Here is a 17,545-nt window from a genome sequence, read left to right on the forward strand (position 1 = left end):
TAAATTTAAAAACAGGCGTTTCATTTCATTAGAATAAAATTACTGCTTCGAACATTAATCCTTTAAAACTGCCGCCAAAAAGATCGTTAGGAGTTGCTCCGTTAAATTGAGAGAAGTTTTTATAGTTTTGGTCAACATATTCTAATTTTGCCAAAACATTTTTAGTCATAAACCAGCCCGCTGCCGCTTCAAATCTATTTATTTGAATACTCTGAGTATTTGCGTTGGCCAATTTTCCATCAACTAAATTATATTTTCCACCTATATAAAATCTTTCTCCTTCACCAAAACGATAGACTAAATCCCCAACATATTGGTTTACTTTACGAGTATCGTCGGTACCTTTAAAATCACCTCCTGAAGTAAATTCTAAAGTTCCAAAAAATTCAAGTCCTTTATATTTTATAAACGGGTTTACCATGTATGATGTTGCCCAGTTTCCGTATCCGGGATTAAATCTTCCTGTATCTTTATTGACAGTCGGATCAAAATTGTTTGCTACAGCTGTAACAACATTTCCGGTTGCGGGATCAATAATATTATAATCAGCATGACTCATTACACCATAAAAACGGCTTCCTGCTCTGTCTGAAGCGTATAAATTTCCACTAGAATTTGCAGTATGGTAATAAGATCCTGTAAGTCTAATTCTCAAATCTTCGTTGATTTGTTTATCCCAGCCTAATTTCGCAAGTATAGATGGGCTTATAGTAGTATTAGAATCTGGTTTTGCAGTCGTTGGAGTTGTTGGTACAATCTCTGCAACATTTTGATTTAGTTTAGAATTGGTGACTCCAATCATGCTTACAAAACCAGATCTGTTATAATAAACTTCTGCTCCCATTTCTGTGATGAACGCATCCATAATGTTGTTTCCAACAAACGGATTCATGAAGGCATTTCCGTTATCTGATCTTCTAAAATGTGCATCACCATAGTTATTCTCCATTTGACCAATTTTGATCGTTGTATATTGCATAAAATCAGCCAGGAAATCTTTTTTAATGAAGTCCAGTTTGTCAATTTGCAAATAACCTCCTTTTACCCAGGTTTCGTTGTGGTGTCTTGAAGCCAGATAAACATCTAAATTCACACGAACACCATCATATAACTGAGCTCCAATGGTGAAATTAGCATTCGGTAAATTAAAATTATTCTCCAGATTATTCAATCTGTAACCCGGTGCTGTAGTCAAACCTCTTTGATCATTAAACGAATTCAAAGCCTGAAACTGAAGCGCGAATGCAGCTCCCATATCTACACTTAAACCATTAAAGGCAACAGTATCTTTTTTAACATCAAATTGATTAATTCCTTTTTGGTTTCGTGGAATCTGATTCTGAATATGTCCAAAACTAACTTGTGCATTGACGGCAAACGTACTGACTAATGCAATAATGAATACATAAATCTTTTTCATGGCAGTTATAAATTAAAGTTTAAGTTGAATTTTACAGTCAAATCTTCACCGGTTGTGATGGTTCCCAACATTGCGGTTGGAGATTTCATTCCAAATTCTGTAAAAGTAATTTTGTTAGATCCCTGCATGTTTAATACATCTTTTGTGATAGCTGTTTTTACAGTAGTTTTCAGGATTTTGCTCACGCCTGCAATAGTATACGTTCCTGTTAGTTCCCAAGTTGTTTCATTTACTTTTTGGGCAGATTTAAGAACATATTTTATAGTTTTTTGTGTATCAGTTTTCAGTGTTTTATAAGCCACTTTATCCATGCTTTTTTTCTCGCTTTTAACGCTTTCTGCTAAAAGATTTATTGATAAAGATTCGATATCAGTAACTTTTGAATTAGCTATTGTAAAGTTCCCTGTTCCTGTTCCTGAATTTGATTTCATCTCCCAGTCATGTAATGTTGAAGTGCCTGAAACTGAAAATGCAGATTTACCGTCTAATGCATAATTTTTTTGAGCAATTGCAAATGTTGTCATTCCTAAAAAAGAAATGATAAAGGCGAATAATTTAATTTTGTTTGATTTCATTTTTACTATTATTTAGTGAAGTGAGATAATTTTTTGAATTCAATTTTAATCACGTGTTTTATTTTCTTGTTCAAATTTATTCCTGTTATTCCGGGATTTTTATGACAATAATCATTGTTAAAATTTTATTAAATTCATATTTAAGAACTACAACGTTTTCATTTTTATTAAAATTGATGTATAAAAAAAGAGCTATTTGATTTTTGTCAAATAGCTCTTTTTGAGTTTTTGTTATTTTATATTATAGCAATCAATTTTGTGTTAAAGATCCTTTCATGCTTAGTTCGCTAAAAGTAAGATTGAAAATTAAAGTTAGGTCTTTTCCGGCTCTAACCACACCAAGTGCTGCTGTTGGGGCTGACATTCCAAAATCTGCAAAAGTGATCTGGTTTGATCCCTTCAAAATAAAGCTGCCATTTATAGACGTTACGTTTACAACAGTTTTAAACTCTTTACTGATTCCTGAAATTGTATATGTTCCGGTTAAATTCCAGGTTGTTTCGTTTATTTTAGTGGCAGATTTTAAAACATACTTAATGTTTTTGTATGTTTTTGTGTCCAGTGTTTCGTAAGCCACATCATCCATGCTTGTTTTAGTGCTTTTTATACTCTCTGCTAATAGTGTAATAGTTAAGTTGTTTATATCAACCAATTTAGAATCTATAACTGTTAAATTGGCAATTCCATTTCCTTCTGAAGATTTCATTGACCAATCGTGTACATTTGAAGTTCCTGCAACCTCAAAAGTTGATCTTGCTATAGTATAGTTTTTTTGCGCATTTACCTGTAATGACATTGTTGTAAAAATCACTGTCAATAAAATTGATTTAATTACTTTCATTTTGATATGGTATTAGTTTGTTTTTGGAATAAAGGAAACTTCAATGGAATTTTTAAAGATTAAAAATTCCTATTATTTCTTAGACCAAAATTATTGGGAATACATAAAGCAGAGAATGATAAAAATCATAGTTAGAAATTTATTAAATAATTATAATTTGTAAAATAGAAAATAGTGTAATTCCAAAAACAAAAACAAGTATTTGCAGGTAATAAGCGACAATATAGCGTCAGAATTTTTTAAGAAAAAAACAGTAACTTTGCACCATGCAATTGGAGAAAAAAGACATAAGAGCCTTATCAAAAGATCAATTACGAGATTTTTTTGTCGCAAATAATGACAAAGCTTTTCGCGGAAATCAAGTCTATGAATGGTTGTGGAGCAAAGGAGCACACAGTTTTGAGGATATGACGAATGTTGCCAAAACAACACGTTCTATGCTCGAAGATAATTTCGTAATTAACCATATTAAGGTTGATACAATGCAGCGCAGCAGTGACGGAACTGTAAAAAATGCCGTTCGTCTGCATGATGGTTTAGTTGTAGAATCTGTTTTGATTCCAACAGATACCAGAACAACAGCTTGCGTTTCAAGTCAGGTTGGCTGTAGTTTAGACTGCAATTTTTGTGCGACGGCAAGATTAAAGCGTATGCGAAATCTGGAACCGGGAGAAATCTACGATCAGATTATGGCGATTGATAAAGAAAGCCGTTTGTATCACAATCATCCGCTTTCGAATATTGTTTTTATGGGAATGGGTGAGCCTTTAATGAACTATAATAATGTCATTAAAGCAATTGATATGATCACGTCGCCGGAAGGTCTGGGAATGTCGCCAAAGCGTATTATGCTTTCGACATCAGGAATTCCGAAAATGATTAAGAAGATGGCCGATGATGATGTGAAGTTCAAATTGGCAGTTTCCCTGCATTCGGCAATTGATGAAATTCGTGCGAAGATTATGCCTTTCAGCAAAAATTTTCCTTTAAAAGATTTGCGAGAAGCACTTGAATATTGGTACAGAAAAACAAAAAGTAAAATTTCATACGAATACGTAGTTTGGAAAGGAATTAACGACGATAAAGCTTCGATTGATGCTTTGGTTAAATTCTGCAAATATGTGCCTTGTAAAGTTAATTTAATCGAATACAATCCAATTGACGACGGAGAGTTTCAACAAGCTTCGGAAGAATCTATTATGGCTTACATAAAAGCTTTAGAAAATATTGGAGTAGTAGTAAAAGTTCGTCGCAGCCGCGGAAAAGATATTGATGCCGCTTGTGGGCAATTGGCAAACAAAGAAGCAGAATTATAATGATCCAGGAAAAAAGATAATATCCCGTAAACGGATAATTTTAAATAAAAAGCATTAAAAACAGGATTGTTTCTTGTTCTTAATGCTTTTTGTTTGGGCAAAAAAGGCATTATTTTTTCAAATCTATTTCTTCGGTTACACCATCTTTAGTAACTGTTACCAAAGTGTTGCAATCTCCATTTCCATAATCAATAATCGCATTAGCGCCGTTTTTAGTTAACGATAAAACACCTTTTACGGCAAATGGTTTTTTACACGCAGCATTAAATTCCAGTGGAGTTGTAATTTCTGCCGAATAAGTATCGCCATTCGGGAAAGTCGTGGTTCCGTTTCCTGTTACAACAGATTTATTATCATCCCAATTAAACCAGGTATCATAACCGGAAATAGTTTCTTTTGTCAAAGTTCCTTTTCGTGTATAAACGCCTCCATCATCAAAAGTAACAGTCATATCAATTGTTGCTGTTAAAACCGGATGCACTTCTGCAAGCAAATCGGTAGCTTTTTTAGTTCGGACAATGCTCTTGCTTCCCTGAATTTTTTTGCCATTGTGGTAAAAACCTTCAAAAGTATAACTAATGGTTTGTGTCGAAGCAGAAAAGTCATTAGAGAACGAAACAACCATTTTTCCTTTTACAGTATTTTCATTGTTCAGCGTACAGCCTTCTACACCAAAATCAACTGTTCTTGTCCAGGTATTATTGGTTAAAACAGTAGTAATTGTGGCGCAGCTTGGTAAAAAGTTTTTGATTGTGCCGCTAGGTTTATTAGTGCTGTTTTGCTGAGCATCAAATTGATCTTCAGCAATATTAGTTACATCCTCTATCGATGCATCAATTTTAGAATTGGTAACAATTTCATCATTTGAAATTTTAGCATTCGTTCCGTCGTTTGCACTTTCATCAGAATTACAACTAATAAAAAATGATAAAGTGATACAAGTTCCAATTAATAAAAATTTTGTTTTCATAATAAATAGTTTAGGTTTTACTTTTAATTAATGAATTCAAATTGGGAATTGGAATTAGATGTTTTTTTGGTTAATTTTTTAATTAGTACATAAATTGTTCATATACTAACATAAAATAGTCAACGTTTTTTTATTTAAAATAGTATATTTGGAGTCGAAATGAACATTACTTCTCAAATAAAACAGCCCATTTTTAACGAAATGGAACTTTTCGAAAAAAAGTTCCATGAATCGATGACCTCAAAGGTTGCGTTGCTGAATAGAATTACGTATTATATTGTAAATCGAAAAGGAAAACAAATGCGTCCGATGTTTGTTTTTCTGACATCAAAAATGGTTTCCGGGGGTATTGTAAATGAAAGAACGTATCGAGGAGCTTCTGTTATTGAGCTTATTCATACCGCAACTTTAGTGCACGATGATGTGGTTGATGACAGTAATCGCCGCCGCGGATTTTTCTCTATCAATGCACTTTGGAAAAATAAAATTGCTGTTTTGGTTGGTGATTATTTATTGTCGAAAGGATTATTGCTTTCGATAGATAATGGTGATTTCGATTTACTCCGAATTATTTCTGTCGCCGTTCGCGAAATGAGCGAAGGAGAATTGCTTCAGATAGAAAAAGCCAGAAGACTCGATATTACCGAAGAGGTTTATTATGAAATTATCCGAAAAAAAACCGCTACACTTATTGCGGCTTGTTGCGCTCTTGGTGCAAAATCGGTAATTGAAGATGATATTCAGGTCGAGAATATGCGCAAATTCGGTGAACTTATCGGAATGGCATTTCAAATCAAAGACGACTTATTCGATTACAGCGAAGAAGCCATAGGTAAACCAACCGGAATCGATATTAAGGAGCAAAAAATGACTTTGCCTTTAATTCATGTTTTAAATACTTGTACTCCGCAAGAAAAAAAGTGGCTGATAAACTCCATCAAAAACCACAATAAAGACAAAAAACGCGTAAAAGAAGTTATTGCTTTTGTAAAAAACAATAATGGTTTGGCTTACGCCGAAAATAAAATGATCGAATTCCAGCAGGAAGCACTTTCACTATTAGAGAATTACCCCGATTCTGAGTTTAAAGATGCCCTTATTCTGATGGTGAATTACGTTATTGAGAGAAAGAAGTAATTAGATAATTTGTCAATTAGAAAATTAGATAATTGTTTTACTTTGTTGTAAATCAGTTGTTTTTGTTTTTTATTTTGGAATTTGGAATTTATTTTTTGATTTTTTTTATTTCCCATGCAACCATTTCAAAACCAAACTCGTCTATGCTAATAGAAGTCTGTTAGTAAAACAAAACCGGAACGCTTATTAATGAAAATTATTCATTTACATCAGGAAGAAACTGAAATTATAAAGTTGGCTGTCGAGAATAATCGACAAGCACAACAGCAAATTTACGGTCGGTTTTCTCCAAAAATGTTAAGTGTTTGTCGGCAATATATAAAAGACATTCAATTGGCAGAAGATGTAATGATAACCGCTTTCATGAAAGTATTTACCAACCTGAATAAATTTGAACATAAAGGAAGTTTTGAAGGCTGGATTCGCCGAATTATGGTTAACGAATGCATATCGTATTTAAGAGTTCAGAAAAAGGTAAAATTTACCGAAGATGAAATTTATGTCGAAGAAAGTTTCAACGCCATTGACAGTCAGTTTTCGATAGAGCAAATTCAGTTTTTAATTGATGCTTTGCCAGACGGCTATAAAATGGTTTTCAATTTATATGCAATTGAAGGTTATAAACACAATGAGATTGCCAAGATGTTAGGTGTAAATGAAGGAACATCAAAATCGCAATTATCGCACGCCAGAAAAATGCTGCAGACACAAATTAATACATTAAAAAAACTAGATAATGGAACCGAATAATTTTGAAAAGGATTTCCGTGAAAAACTAAACCAACGTACGATTGAACCAAGTAACAAAACCTGGGATCGATTAGACGCTATGTTGAGTATTGCAGAAGAAAAGCAGCCTAAAAAGAACTATAAATGGTTGTATATCGCGGCAAGTATTGTTGGTTTTTTATTAGTTGGAACTTTCTTTTTCAATCAGAAGAAAAATGTTGTTGAAACTCCAAAAGTAAATGTAGTTACAGAAGATAATGCTAAGAAAGATTCGGCTGTACAACCAACTTTGAATGTAATAGATTCTAATAAAACAGAAATTGCGGTTTCAGAGAAAATGTCAATTCAAACTTCAAATAAAAGAGAAAAGAAAATTAATCATAACGTTTCAGAACAAAAATCATATCAACTTATAAAAAATGAAAAAAATCAAATAGCGGAGTGTTCAGTCATCATCAAAAACAATCAGGAAAAACAATCAATCAATAATCAAACATCAGTTGTCGAAACTTCTAAAAATGAAAATGTCGATCAATTGCTAAACACAGCCGAAAAAACTGTGGTTGCAGAACATTCGGCTAAGCCAAAATCGAAAATAAAAATCAACGCCAATGATTTACTTAATCAGGTCGATGGAGAATTAGAAACTTCGTTTAGAGAAAAAGTAATTACAAAAGTCAATAAAAATTATCAAACCGTAAAAGTGGTATTGGCGAATAGAAATCAGGAGGAGTAAAGAATAAAGAATAAAGAGAATAGAATATAGATTTTTAGTTCCGGAGGAACGATCCATATTGTAACGTCGGGTTTTAACCCGATGGAGATGGAATAAAAGTATTTACAATTCACAATTAATCATCATCAATCAACAATCAAATTAAAAAATCAATCATGAAAAATTTTACCGTTTACCTCGTAATTTTAGTTTTCTTATTTGTCAGCAAAGTGCTGGGACAGGAAACTTTTGAATCAAGAGCAAAGCAAATTGCCGATAAAATAGAAAAGATAACAAAAGAAGAAAAAGCTGCTTTAAAAGAAGAAGTTGAAGCTGTAAATGTTCAGTTGTCTGAAGGGAAAATAACTCAGGAACAAGCCGATAAACGCAAGAAAGAACTGGCCGAAGCCCGAGCCGTAATAATCGAAGAAAAAGTGACTTTGGCTCAAAATGAACTTAATGACCTGGTACAGCAAAAAGTAGATGGGAAAATCCAAGAGCAGGATTCAACAAAAAAACACATGCTGGTTATTCACTGGAATGACCGAAATTGGGAAGAAAGAAAAAAAGTAAAAGATTCTATTCATGGCGAAAAAAGAACCACTTCGCAATTTGTGTTTGCAATGGGGTTAAATAATATGATGGTCGACGGCAAACTTCAGGATTCGAATTACAGTTTTATAGGTTCGCATTTTTATGAATGGGGTTTTACTTATAATTCAAGATTAATGAAAAACAATAATTTATTGCATGCAAAATACGGACTGTCATTAATGTATAATAATATTCGTCCAACAGACAATCGCAGTTTTGTAGTAAATCAAGATCAGACTAATTTGGAGGTCAATACGATACATCTCAATGAATCCCGCTTTAGAAATGTGTATTTAGTATTGCCTGTACATTTAGAATTTGATTTTACAAAACCCACAGTAAGTAATGGAAAAACGTATTTTAAAACACATAAAAGTTTCCGTTTCGGAATTGGAGGTTATGCCGGAATTAACGTAAAATCGAAACAAATTTTAAAATTTGAAGAAGAAGATTTAAAATATAAAACGACCATAAAAGGCGATTATAATGTAAATAATTTTATTTATGGATTAAGTTCTTACATTGGTTACAAATCGTTGAGTTTGTATGCAAAATATGATTTAAATCCTTTGTTTCAGGATAATCTGGTTGACGAAAAAAATATTTCATTAGGATTGCGTTTCGATTTAAATTAAAAATTGAGTTGAGTTTAGTTAGTAAAAAAGCACTTTGAAAGAAGTGCTTTTTTTATGAAAAAATGATAAAATTTCAAGATTGATTTGTGTACTTTTACAGGCTCTAAATTCTAAAAATATTTTACGTTTTGATCTCACAAAATACAATTGATACTGTTTTTGAAACTGCTCGTGTAGAGGAGGTTATTGGTGATTTCGTAAATTTAAAACGCGCCGGAAGTAATTTTAAAGGTCTGAGTCCGTTCTCAGATGAGCGCTCTCCGTCGTTTATGGTGTCGCCTGCAAAAGGAATCTGGAAAGATTTTAGTACCGGAAAAGGCGGAAACTCTGTTAAATTTTTAATGGAACACTCACAATTTACCTATCCGGAAGCTATTCGATACCTAGCCAGAAAATACAATATTGAAATTGAAGAAACTGAACAGACAGATGCTGAAAAAGCCATTACGGATGTTCGCGAAAGTATGTATTTGGTTTCAGAATTTGCAAAAGAATATTTTCATAATACACTTTTACATTCAGAAGAAGGAAAAGCAATTGGACTTTCATACTTTAAAGAAAGAGGTTTCACCAACGAAACCATCAAGAAATTTAGTTTAGGATATTCACCGGAAACCTGGGATGCATTGACCAAAGAAGCTTTGGGTAAAGGATACAAACTGGAATTTCTGGAAAGCACGGGTTTGACAATTGCCAGAGAAGATCGCCCTTTTGACCGTTTTAAGGGTCGTGTAATGTTTCCTATAGAAAGTATGTCCGGACGGGTTTTGGGATTTGGAGGACGTATTTTAACCAATGATAAAAAAGCAGCTAAATATTTAAATTCTCCCGAAAGTGATATTTACCATAAAAGTAGAGTGCTTTACGGAATTTTTCAGGCCAAACAATCGATCGCAAAACTCAACAATTGCTATTTGGTTGAAGGTTATACAGATGTAATCCAGTTTCATCAGGCTGGAATCGAGAATGTTGTGGCTTCTTCAGGAACGGCTTTAACGCCAGATCAGATTCGTTTGGTCAATCGTTTAACAAAAAACATTACTGTGCTTTTTGATGGAGATGCTGCAGGTTTGCGCGCGTCTATTCGAGGAATCGATTTGATTCTGGAAGAAGGAATGAACGTAAGAGTTTGTGGTTTTCCTGATGGGGAAGATCCGGATAGTTTTGCACGAAAAAATTCTCATGATGATTTAGTAGCCTATTTAGAAGCAAACAGCAAAGATTTTATACAGTTTAAAGCTTCGATTTTAATGAACGAAGCCAAAAACGACCCAATCAAAAAAGCAGATTTGATTCGGGATATGGTAACGAGTATTTCGAAAATACCAGACCGTATTCAGCGAGAAGTATATCTTCAGGAATGTGCCCGAATTATGGATATTTCGGAGCAGGTTTTAGTAAGCACGCTGGCACAGTTGATCCAAAAAGATATTGCTGATGCTGATAAAAAGCAAAAGCAGCAACAAAAGCCCTTTGAAGTAGTTAGAAATCAAAATCCAAATACCGGTTATTCTGGCGGCGATCCGGATGATCCAAGAACAGGCCCGCCGGACGATTATCCGGGAGAACCGGGATATCCGCAACAGGCAGAAAAAGTAGATATTCTATATGGTTTTGAACGCAAAATAATCGAAATATTATTGCTTTACGGAAGTGTTCTAGAAGATTTTGAAGATGTTTATTTAAAAGCCGATGAAGAAGGCGTTATTAAGGAAGTAAGCGAAAAAAGAAAATATAAGGTTTACGAAAAAGTATATTTAAGCCTTCAGGAAGATGAGGTTGAGCTTTCCAATTCTTTATTCCAAAGTATTTTTAACGGTTTGATTGATTTTTACAATCAAAACGAAAGTTTTAGTTTAGATAAATATTTAATGCATTTACCACCGGAATTTGCTCAGGAAGTGACCAATATATTAATGGAAGATGAAAAAGTGGCTATTCACAATTGGGAAGGGCAAAACATTTTTCCAAAACATAAAAATGTAACAATAGAACAAAATGTTTCTGACACCATTTTCTCGATGCGCTGGTATTTGGTTTCAAAAATTATACAGGAATTAAAACAATCTTTATTGTCAGATCCGCAAGAAGATAATTCAGAACTTTTATCTATGGTAGTTGATTATTCTAAATTGCTGAATAATTTTTCAAGAAAATTAGGCAGGGTTGTAGTTCCTTATCACTAAAAACTTAAAAAGCTCTGTACTTAATAGTACAGAGCTTTTGTTTACGGTTTCTGGATTATTCAACTGATATTTGGAAGATATCAGCAAGAGTAATTTTACACCATTAAATAATTTCTAATGTCTTAGCTTTATTTACTAAGTCAACTAAATTAGTCACGTTTAATTTAGTTAATAATCTCAATTTGTAAGTACTGATCGTTTTTTCGTTCAGGTTTAAAATTTTAGAGATTTCATTATTCTTTTTACCATCGCTTAAGTAACGCAAAACCTCAATTTCGCGGTTCGAAAGTTTTCTGTACAAGCGTTCGCTTTTGCTTTGTTTAGCAATAAGCGCCATGTTTTTACGTACAGTTTCGTTGATAATAATTTTCCCTTCGTGTACTTTAATAATAGAAAGACCTAAAGTTTCAAGTTTTTCTGTTTTGTGCACGTAACCGGAAACTCCCGCTTTAATCGCGTTTGGAGCATACATTTGTTCAGCGAGATCACTGAAGATTACAATTTTTGTTTTCGGGAAATTTTTTAGGATAGATTTCACTTCGAAGATGCTCGAAAGACCTTCTAATTCTAAATCCAGAATTAGAATATCGATCTCCTTCGTCTGAAGAATATCTCTAACCATTGAAAAATTGCCTACGTTAGCAACAATTGAAATTTGATCGTGGTCTTTGAAATAAGATTTCACGCCAAAGTGAGTCACAGGATGATTGTCTGCAAGACATACTTTAATCATAATTTTACCTTTTTAGAATTATTATCATGTTTTTTGGAGCTGTAAAATTAATAAATAAATTCTGTAATTAATCGCAGACAAATGTTAAAAAGTTTTATTTTAACGTTTTTGGTATTAAACAGACAGGTATGGCATCCATTTTATGCTTGTTGCTGGTGTTTAAACGTTTATAAATTTCAAAGACAGATTTTTCTCTCCCTGTGAAGTCAGCTGGCGTCTTTCCTGACTCCGAGGCTTCCATTGCCCATTCAAGTTCGTCATAACTTGCTCCCAATTGATCCTCATCGGTTCTGTTATCACCAAATAAACCATCTGTAGGCGCTGCTGTTAAAATTGAGCTTGGAATTGTTAAAAATTCTCCAAGAGCATAAACATCCGATTTCATTAAGTCAGCAATTGGACTTAAATCGACTCCACCGTCTCCATATTTAGTATAAAAACCAACACCAAAGTCTTCTACCTTGTTCCCAGTTCCTGCAACCAATAAGCCGTGAATTCCGGCTAAATAATATAATGACGTCATACGGATACGGGCACGTGTGTTGGCTAGTGATAAATTAACTTTTGTTGAATCTTCTGTAGAAGGCACAGAAGCCTTAAAAGCTTCAAAAGTTGATGTTAAGTCAGTTTTTACATCCGAAACGTTAGGAAAACGCTTTTTCAATTGGTCAATATGTTCTCTTCCTCTCGAAACCTGACTTTCTGCCTGATGAATAGGCATTTCAACACATAGAACTTTTAAACCCGTCTGGGCACATAGAGTAGAAGTTACAGCAGAGTCAACTCCACCGGAAATTCCGATTACAAAACCATTTACTTTTGCATTGCTAGCGTAATTTTTTAACCACTCAACAATATGCGTATTTACTTTTTCTGCTTGAATTGTACTTTTTTTAGTCATAATAGGTCAAGTTTAAGATACTGGAATGTATATTTGCACAAATATTTTTAAGTGCATGTTGTGCTTAAATTCATGCAACACAAATCTAATTAAAATAAAATGAAATTATATCGCTTTGTAGTGGTTCTGTGCTTGTTTTTTTTGTCTTGTGATCAAAAAAGTAAAGTAGAAAAAGCTGTTGAGGAAATCCCGGTTGATGTAAAAGTAGAACGTTTCGATAAAGTATTTTTTGAAACAAAACCTCAGGATTTAGCCAAAGTAAAAAAACAATATCCTTTCTTTTTTCCTCCCGGGAATGATGATAATGTGTGGCTGAATAAAATGCAGGATCCAATCTGGAGAGAAGTTTATACAGAAGTTGAAAAAAAATATTCCAATTTTGAACATGTTCGTGAAGAATTCAATGTGCTTTTCCAACACGTAAAATATTATTTTCCTGAAACTAAAATACCAAAAGTAATTACGGTAATTGGGGAAATGGATTATAATGCAAAAGCAATTTACGCAGATAGTCTGGTTATTGTAGCCTTAGAATTGTATTTGGGAAAAAACCATAAGTTTTATGAATTTCCCAATTACCTGAAAGAGAATTTTGAGGAAAGGCAAATTATGCCTGATGTAGTTTCTAGTTTTTCTTTTAGAAAAATTCCGGCTTCTGCGGATAGAACTTTGCTTTCTCAAATGATTTTTGAAGGAAAACAATTGTATGCCAAAGATTTACTTTTACCAGACTATACAGATGCAGAAAAAATGGGTTATACGCCAGAACAAATAAAATGGTGTGAAGAAAATGAAGAATACATGTGGCGTCATTTTATTGAAAATGAAATGCTGTATAGTGAAGATCCTAAATTAAATACCCGATTTATTGCTCCTGCACCATTTTCTAAATTTTATCTTGAAATAGATAATGATTCTCCCGGAAGAGTTGGTGCCTGGATTGGCTGGCAAGTAGTACGTTCGTTCATGAAAAATAATAATGTAACGCTGCCGGAATTATTAAAAACAAATGCTAAAGAAATTTTCGAAAAGTCCAAATATAAACCTAAGAAATAATGTCAGATACAATAAACTCAGAAATTAAATTCAATATAGAATTAGACGAAAACCGTGTTCCTGAAAAATTAACATGGAGCGCGCAAGACGGTGGCGTACAAGCTGAAGAAGCAAAAGCAATAATGTTGTCTATTTGGGATAGCAAAGCCAAAGAAACAATGCGTATTGATTTGTGGACAAAAGATATGCCGGTTGATGAAATGAAAATTTTCTTTCACCAAACATTAGTAGCAATGTCAGATACGTTTAAACGTGCCACAGACGACGAAAAGATGGCAGATACAATGAAAGATTTCTGTGATTATTTTGCAGAGAAACTGGAACTTACTAAATAAATCCCAATATTTTAAATTCCAAATTCCAAACCATGCGAGAGACCTTTGTCAAAGTTTAAAACTTTGACAAAGGTTTTTTTACACAAAGTTTGACAAAATAACCCAAGGAATTGAAATTCCAAATAAAAAAATCCCAAATTCCAAGTTTACAATTGGAATTTGGGATTTTTTTATTGAGTATTATTTACTTTTTATTGGAATTTGGAATTTCTAAATTTGGAATTTCTAAATTTGGAATTTTAAAACTGACTATTGTTCTTAAAAACTTCCTGATTTACTTCGTCGATATAAGATAAAAGTTCTTCTTTTCCAGTGGATTCTGTAGATGAGGTTACAAAATATCGAGGCATTTCTTCCCAGTTATTAGTAAACATTTGTTTTTTGTAAGCTGCAACATGCGAATCTATTTTTACTTTACTGATTTTGTCTGCTTTAGTAAAAATAATGCAAAACGGAATTTCGCTTTCGCCCATATATGACATAAATTCAATGTCAATATTTTGAGCTTCGTGGCGAATATCAATCAAAACAAAAGCGCATACAAGCTGTTCTCTCGTTTCAAAATAATCGGTAATAAATTGTTGAAAAACAGATTTTGTTTTCTTAGATACTTTAGCATAACCATAACCTGGTAAATCGACCAAAAACCAATTGTTATTGATTTTAAAGTGATTTATAAGTTGTGTTTTTCCAGGTCTTCCGGATGTTTTTGCTAAATTTTTATGATTGGTAATCATGTTAATCAACGATGATTTACCAACATTTGATCTTCCGATAAAAGCATATTCCGGCAAAAAATCCTGTGGACATTTTGCAACTTCAGAATTACTGATAATAAATTCGGCGGTTGTAATTTTCATGTGTTTTGTTTTTAAAACCTCCTTAAAATCGAAAGTTAAGTGCTATAAATTCTTTTTAACGAGCCATTCTTCCAGAATCGTATTAAATTCCTGAGGATGTTCCATCATAGCAGCGTGTCCACATTTGTCTATCCAGTATAAAGATGAATTAGGCAATAATTTATCAAATTCTTCGGCCACATTTGGTGGAGTTACGGCATCATTTTTACCCCAAATAATACAGGTTTCCACTGTCATTTTTGGTAAATCTTTGGCCATATTGTGGCGAATAGCACTCTTTGCAATCGTTAAGGTTTTGATTAATTTAATGCGGTCATTTACGGTTGCATAAACTTCATCTATCAATTCCGGAGTAGCAATTTTTGGATCATAAAAAACATCTTCAGCTTTCTTTCTGATGTATTCATAATCACCTCTTTTTGGATAACTGTCTCCCATTGCGCTTTCGTAAAGACCAGAACTTCCAGTAATTACAAGGCCGGCAACTTTTTCGGGATATAATTTTGTATGGTAAAGAGCAATATGTCCTCCAAGTGAATTACCTAATAAAATTACTTTATCAAAACCTTTAAAAGTGATAAAGTCTTTTACATATTTCGCAAAACTTTTTACGTTCGTTTTTAGAATACTTTGGGTATATATTGGCAAATCAGGGATAACAACTTTGTATCCTTTTGTTGGGAAATATTCTGCTACAGCATCAAAGTTACTTAGACCTCCCATTAAGCCGTGTAAAATTACGATAGGAGTTCCTTCTCCAGCTTCATAATAGCTGTATTTGCCTTCTTTTTTGTAGTTTTTGTCCATTTAATCTAATGCCAATTTCAATTTGGACAAATATAGGGTTTAATAAATAAAAATAAATTTTTGGTGACATTTTTTAACTAGATAATTTCAGTAGGATTTATAAGTGGTTAAAAATCAGGTTTTATTGTTTAAAAATGAATAATTGCCAAATGTTAAAAAATTAATATTATGGCTAATTTTTAAGAGAAAGTCTATGTATTTTTTGCAATTGTTAAACAGAATTATCAATTCAATAATTATAATCTATCGTATTGATTATCTATTAATTAAGTGAGTTGTGGTAAAAGTGGTTAAACTTATTAACAAAGTGGTAGATTGTGGTAAAATGTGGTATTTTTTTTTATATTTTTGCTGTATAACATGTTAATGAATTTTTCTTGAACACAATTGTAGGAACATACGAGTGTAAAGTCGATGCTAAAGGAAGGCTAATGATGCCTGCACCTTTAAAAAAGCAATTGGCTTCATCTCTTCAGGACGGTTTCGTTTTGAAGCGCTCTGTTTTTCAACCGTGTTTAGAATTATATCCAATGGACGAGTGGAATTTGATGATGCAAAAAATCAACAAGCTTAATCGTTTTGTAAAAAAAAACAATGATTTTATTCGAAGATTTACTGCAGGAGTTAAAGTGGTAGAAATTGATGCATTAGGAAGATTATTGGTCCCAAAGGATTTGGTTGCTTTTTCAAGTATTTCAAAAGATGTGGTTTTTTCATCTGCGGTTAATATTGTGGAGATTTGGGATAAGGATTTATATGAAAAATCAATAAGCGGCGAAGATATGGATTTTGCAGATTTAGCCGAAGAAGTAATGGGAAATATTAATGACGACGACAATGGAATATCATAATCCGGTTTTACTTCATCCTACAGTTGATGGTTTAGATATTAAGCCAGACGGAATATATGTAGATGTAACATTTGGTGGCGGAGGTCATTCAAAAGAAATTTTGAAGCGATTGGGGCCAAACGGAAAATTGTTTGCTTTTGATCAGGATGAAGATGCGCTTGCAAATGCATTACCGGATGAAAGGTTTACCTTAATTAATGAGAACTTTAGATTTATAAAAAGATTTTTACGTTTTCACGGAGTAAAAAGTGTAGATGGAATTTTGGCAGATTTAGGAGTTTCATCCCATCAGTTTGATGTTCCGGAGCGAGGTTTCTCAACCAGATTTGATGCCGATCTGGATATGCGGATGAATCAGAAAAGTGATTTAAATGCTTATCGGGTGGTTAACGAATATGAAGAACAGGATTTACGTCGTGTTTTTTTTGATTATGGGGAGTTGAAAAATGCACCCGTTTTGGCAAGAACAATTGTAGAAGCCAGAGAGCATAGACCAATTAAAACAACAGATGAATTAAAAGAAGTTCTGGCAAAATATTTACCGGAACGAGTTAAAAATAAAATATTAGCGCAGATTTATCAGGCGATTAGAATTGAGGTAAATCAGGAAATGGATGTTTTAAAAGAATTTATCGAGCAATCGTTAGAAATTTTAAAACCGGGCGGAAGATTTTCAGTAATCTCTTATCATTCCTTAGAAGACAGACTGGTAAAAAGATTTATTAAAAACGGAATGTTTGAAGGTGAGCCTGAGCGTGATTTTTTTGGAAACTTCTCAGTTCCTTTTAAAACCATTGGAAAATTGATTGTTCCGGATGATGCTGAAATTAAAATTAATAACAGAGCAAGAAGCGCAAAATTAAGAATTGCTGAAAAGATATAAT

General features: G+C 33.1%; 18 protein-coding genes. 10 read left to right on the forward strand and 8 right to left on the reverse strand.

Translation table 11 applies throughout. The features are described from left to right. Window positions 1-28: 28 nt before the first annotated feature. The 3 genes from BUE22_RS17510 to BUE22_RS17520 all read right to left on the reverse strand — a co-directional run bounded on the left by BUE22_RS17510 (window position 29) and on the right by BUE22_RS17520 (window position 2,836). The gene (locus BUE22_RS17510) at window positions 29-1,420 is read right to left on the reverse strand and encodes a hypothetical protein (RefSeq protein ID WP_073397048.1); all 1,392 of its coding nucleotides are present in this window, start codon (window positions 1,418-1,420) and stop codon (window positions 29-31) included. A gap of 5 nt (window positions 1,421-1,425) precedes the next feature. Next, a complete protein-coding gene (locus BUE22_RS17515) occupies window positions 1,426-1,995 on the reverse strand; it encodes a YceI family protein (protein WP_243396790.1) in 570 nt (189 codons plus the stop codon). A 250-nt stretch (window positions 1,996-2,245) separates the two neighbouring features. Further along, window positions 2,246-2,836 (reverse strand): YceI family protein, encoded by a 591-nt coding sequence (locus BUE22_RS17520; RefSeq protein ID WP_073397051.1) that lies wholly within the window; start codon window positions 2,834-2,836, stop codon window positions 2,246-2,248. A gap of 266 nt (window positions 2,837-3,102) precedes the next feature. Here BUE22_RS17520 and rlmN point away from each other — a divergent pair, with 266 nt between their 5' ends. Further along, window positions 3,103-4,152: a dual-specificity RNA methyltransferase RlmN gene (gene rlmN, locus BUE22_RS17525; RefSeq protein ID WP_073397053.1), complete on the forward strand. Its 1,050-nt coding sequence runs from the start codon at window positions 3,103-3,105 to the stop codon at window positions 4,150-4,152. 109 nt (window positions 4,153-4,261) lie between these two features. Here the strand turns inward: rlmN and BUE22_RS17530 are convergent, their stop codons facing one another. Then, on the reverse strand, window positions 4,262-5,122 hold the full coding sequence (locus BUE22_RS17530) for a hypothetical protein (RefSeq protein WP_073397055.1): 861 nt from the start codon (window positions 5,120-5,122) through the stop codon (window positions 4,262-4,264). A gap of 159 nt (window positions 5,123-5,281) precedes the next feature. Between BUE22_RS17530 and BUE22_RS17535 the strand changes: the two genes are divergently transcribed. The 5 genes from BUE22_RS17535 to dnaG all read left to right on the forward strand — a co-directional run bounded on the left by BUE22_RS17535 (window position 5,282) and on the right by dnaG (window position 11,118). Continuing rightward, entirely contained in the window at window positions 5,282-6,259 is a 978-nt protein-coding gene (locus tag BUE22_RS17535) for a polyprenyl synthetase family protein (protein ID WP_042563781.1), read from the forward strand. Between the two features lie 189 nt (window positions 6,260-6,448). Then, on the forward strand, window positions 6,449-7,009 hold the full coding sequence (locus BUE22_RS17540; protein WP_073397057.1) for an RNA polymerase sigma factor: 561 nt from the start codon (window positions 6,449-6,451) through the stop codon (window positions 7,007-7,009). Next, window positions 6,996-7,724, forward strand: a complete 729-nt coding sequence (locus BUE22_RS17545; protein WP_073397059.1) for a hypothetical protein — start codon at window positions 6,996-6,998, stop codon at window positions 7,722-7,724. Before BUE22_RS17540 ends, BUE22_RS17545 begins: the two co-directional genes overlap by 14 nt. A 155-nt stretch (window positions 7,725-7,879) precedes the next feature. Continuing rightward, window positions 7,880-8,932 carry a hypothetical protein gene (locus BUE22_RS17550; protein ID WP_073397060.1) on the forward strand — a complete coding sequence of 351 codons (1,053 nt, stop codon included), beginning with the start codon at window positions 7,880-7,882 and terminating at the stop codon, window positions 8,930-8,932. 128 nt (window positions 8,933-9,060) lie between these two features. Continuing rightward, window positions 9,061-11,118: a DNA primase gene (gene dnaG, locus BUE22_RS17555; RefSeq protein ID WP_073397062.1), complete on the forward strand. Its 2,058-nt coding sequence runs from the start codon at window positions 9,061-9,063 to the stop codon at window positions 11,116-11,118. A gap of 103 nt (window positions 11,119-11,221) precedes the next feature. Here the strand turns inward: dnaG and BUE22_RS17560 are convergent, their stop codons facing one another. Both BUE22_RS17560 and nadE read right to left on the reverse strand, forming a co-directional pair. Continuing rightward, entirely contained in the window at window positions 11,222-11,851 is a 630-nt protein-coding gene (locus BUE22_RS17560) for a response regulator transcription factor (RefSeq protein ID WP_026730588.1), read from the reverse strand. Window positions 11,852-11,945: 94 nt separating this feature from the next. Beyond that, window positions 11,946-12,752: an NAD(+) synthase gene (gene nadE, locus BUE22_RS17565; RefSeq protein WP_073397064.1), complete on the reverse strand. Its 807-nt coding sequence runs from the start codon at window positions 12,750-12,752 to the stop codon at window positions 11,946-11,948. Between the two features lie 99 nt (window positions 12,753-12,851). Between nadE and gldB the strand changes: the two genes are divergently transcribed. Together gldB and gldC are read left to right on the forward strand one after the other, a co-directional pair. Continuing rightward, window positions 12,852-13,808 (forward strand): gliding motility lipoprotein GldB, encoded by a 957-nt coding sequence (gene gldB, locus BUE22_RS17570; RefSeq protein ID WP_073397066.1) that lies wholly within the window; start codon window positions 12,852-12,854, stop codon window positions 13,806-13,808. Next, window positions 13,808-14,143 (forward strand): gliding motility protein GldC, encoded by a 336-nt coding sequence (gldC, locus tag BUE22_RS17575; protein ID WP_042563788.1) that lies wholly within the window; start codon window positions 13,808-13,810, stop codon window positions 14,141-14,143. The genes gldB and gldC overlap by 1 nt, the downstream gene beginning before the upstream one ends. 239 nt (window positions 14,144-14,382) lie before the next feature. On the opposite strand, the gene yihA is transcribed toward gldC, so the two are convergent. Both yihA and BUE22_RS17585 read right to left on the reverse strand, forming a co-directional pair. Beyond that, window positions 14,383-15,003 carry a ribosome biogenesis GTP-binding protein YihA/YsxC gene (yihA, locus tag BUE22_RS17580; protein WP_073397068.1) on the reverse strand — a complete coding sequence of 207 codons (621 nt, stop codon included), beginning with the start codon at window positions 15,001-15,003 and terminating at the stop codon, window positions 14,383-14,385. A gap of 42 nt (window positions 15,004-15,045) precedes the next feature. Beyond that, complete coding sequence (locus tag BUE22_RS17585) at window positions 15,046-15,810, reverse strand: alpha/beta fold hydrolase (RefSeq protein WP_073397070.1); 765 nt, start codon at window positions 15,808-15,810, stop codon at window positions 15,046-15,048. Window positions 15,811-16,187: 377 nt separating this feature from the next. Here BUE22_RS17585 and BUE22_RS17590 point away from each other — a divergent pair, with 377 nt between their 5' ends. Further along, window positions 16,188-16,661 (forward strand): division/cell wall cluster transcriptional repressor MraZ, encoded by a 474-nt coding sequence (locus BUE22_RS17590; protein WP_042563791.1) that lies wholly within the window; start codon window positions 16,188-16,190, stop codon window positions 16,659-16,661. Further along, window positions 16,636-17,544: a 16S rRNA (cytosine(1402)-N(4))-methyltransferase RsmH gene (gene rsmH / locus BUE22_RS17595; RefSeq protein WP_207384882.1), complete on the forward strand. Its 909-nt coding sequence runs from the start codon at window positions 16,636-16,638 to the stop codon at window positions 17,542-17,544. Before BUE22_RS17590 ends, rsmH begins: the two co-directional genes overlap by 26 nt. Window position 17,545: the final 1 nt, after the last annotated feature.

It is taken from the genome of Flavobacterium pectinovorum (assembly GCF_900142715.1).
GTDB classification, from domain to species: domain Bacteria; phylum Bacteroidota; class Bacteroidia; order Flavobacteriales; family Flavobacteriaceae; genus Flavobacterium; species Flavobacterium pectinovorum.

Excerpts from the sequence above, each read along its gene's own strand:
- BUE22_RS17585 (WP_073397070.1), bottom strand. The coding sequence starts at position 15,810 with ATGGACAAAAACTACAAAAAAGAAGGCAAATACAGCTATTATGAAGCT.
- nadE (WP_073397064.1), bottom strand. The coding sequence starts at position 12,752 with ATGACTAAAAAAAGTACAATTCAAGCAGAAAAAGTAAATACGCATATT.
- BUE22_RS17560 (WP_026730588.1), bottom strand. The coding sequence starts at position 11,851 with ATGATTAAAGTATGTCTTGCAGACAATCATCCTGTGACTCACTTTGGC.
- BUE22_RS17510 (WP_073397048.1), bottom strand. The coding sequence starts at position 1,420 with ATGAAAAAGATTTATGTATTCATTATTGCATTAGTCAGTACGTTTGCC.
- BUE22_RS17550 (WP_073397060.1), top strand. The coding sequence starts at position 7,880 with ATGAAAAATTTTACCGTTTACCTCGTAATTTTAGTTTTCTTATTTGTC.
- BUE22_RS17545 (WP_073397059.1), top strand. The coding sequence starts at position 6,996 with ATGGAACCGAATAATTTTGAAAAGGATTTCCGTGAAAAACTAAACCAA.
- BUE22_RS17530 (WP_073397055.1), bottom strand. The coding sequence starts at position 5,122 with ATGAAAACAAAATTTTTATTAATTGGAACTTGTATCACTTTATCATTT.
- BUE22_RS17535 (WP_042563781.1), top strand. The coding sequence starts at position 5,282 with ATGAACATTACTTCTCAAATAAAACAGCCCATTTTTAACGAAATGGAA.
- gldC (WP_042563788.1), top strand. The coding sequence starts at position 13,808 with ATGTCAGATACAATAAACTCAGAAATTAAATTCAATATAGAATTAGAC.
- gldB (WP_073397066.1), top strand. The coding sequence starts at position 12,852 with ATGAAATTATATCGCTTTGTAGTGGTTCTGTGCTTGTTTTTTTTGTCT.
- BUE22_RS17520 (WP_073397051.1), bottom strand. The coding sequence starts at position 2,836 with ATGAAAGTAATTAAATCAATTTTATTGACAGTGATTTTTACAACAATG.
- yihA (WP_073397068.1), bottom strand. The coding sequence starts at position 15,003 with ATGAAAATTACAACCGCCGAATTTATTATCAGTAATTCTGAAGTTGCA.
- BUE22_RS17515 (WP_243396790.1), bottom strand. The coding sequence starts at position 1,995 with ATGAAATCAAACAAAATTAAATTATTCGCCTTTATCATTTCTTTTTTA.
- rlmN (WP_073397053.1), top strand. The coding sequence starts at position 3,103 with ATGCAATTGGAGAAAAAAGACATAAGAGCCTTATCAAAAGATCAATTA.
- rsmH (WP_207384882.1), top strand. The coding sequence starts at position 16,636 with ATGACGACGACAATGGAATATCATAATCCGGTTTTACTTCATCCTACA.
- BUE22_RS17540 (WP_073397057.1), top strand. The coding sequence starts at position 6,449 with ATGAAAATTATTCATTTACATCAGGAAGAAACTGAAATTATAAAGTTG.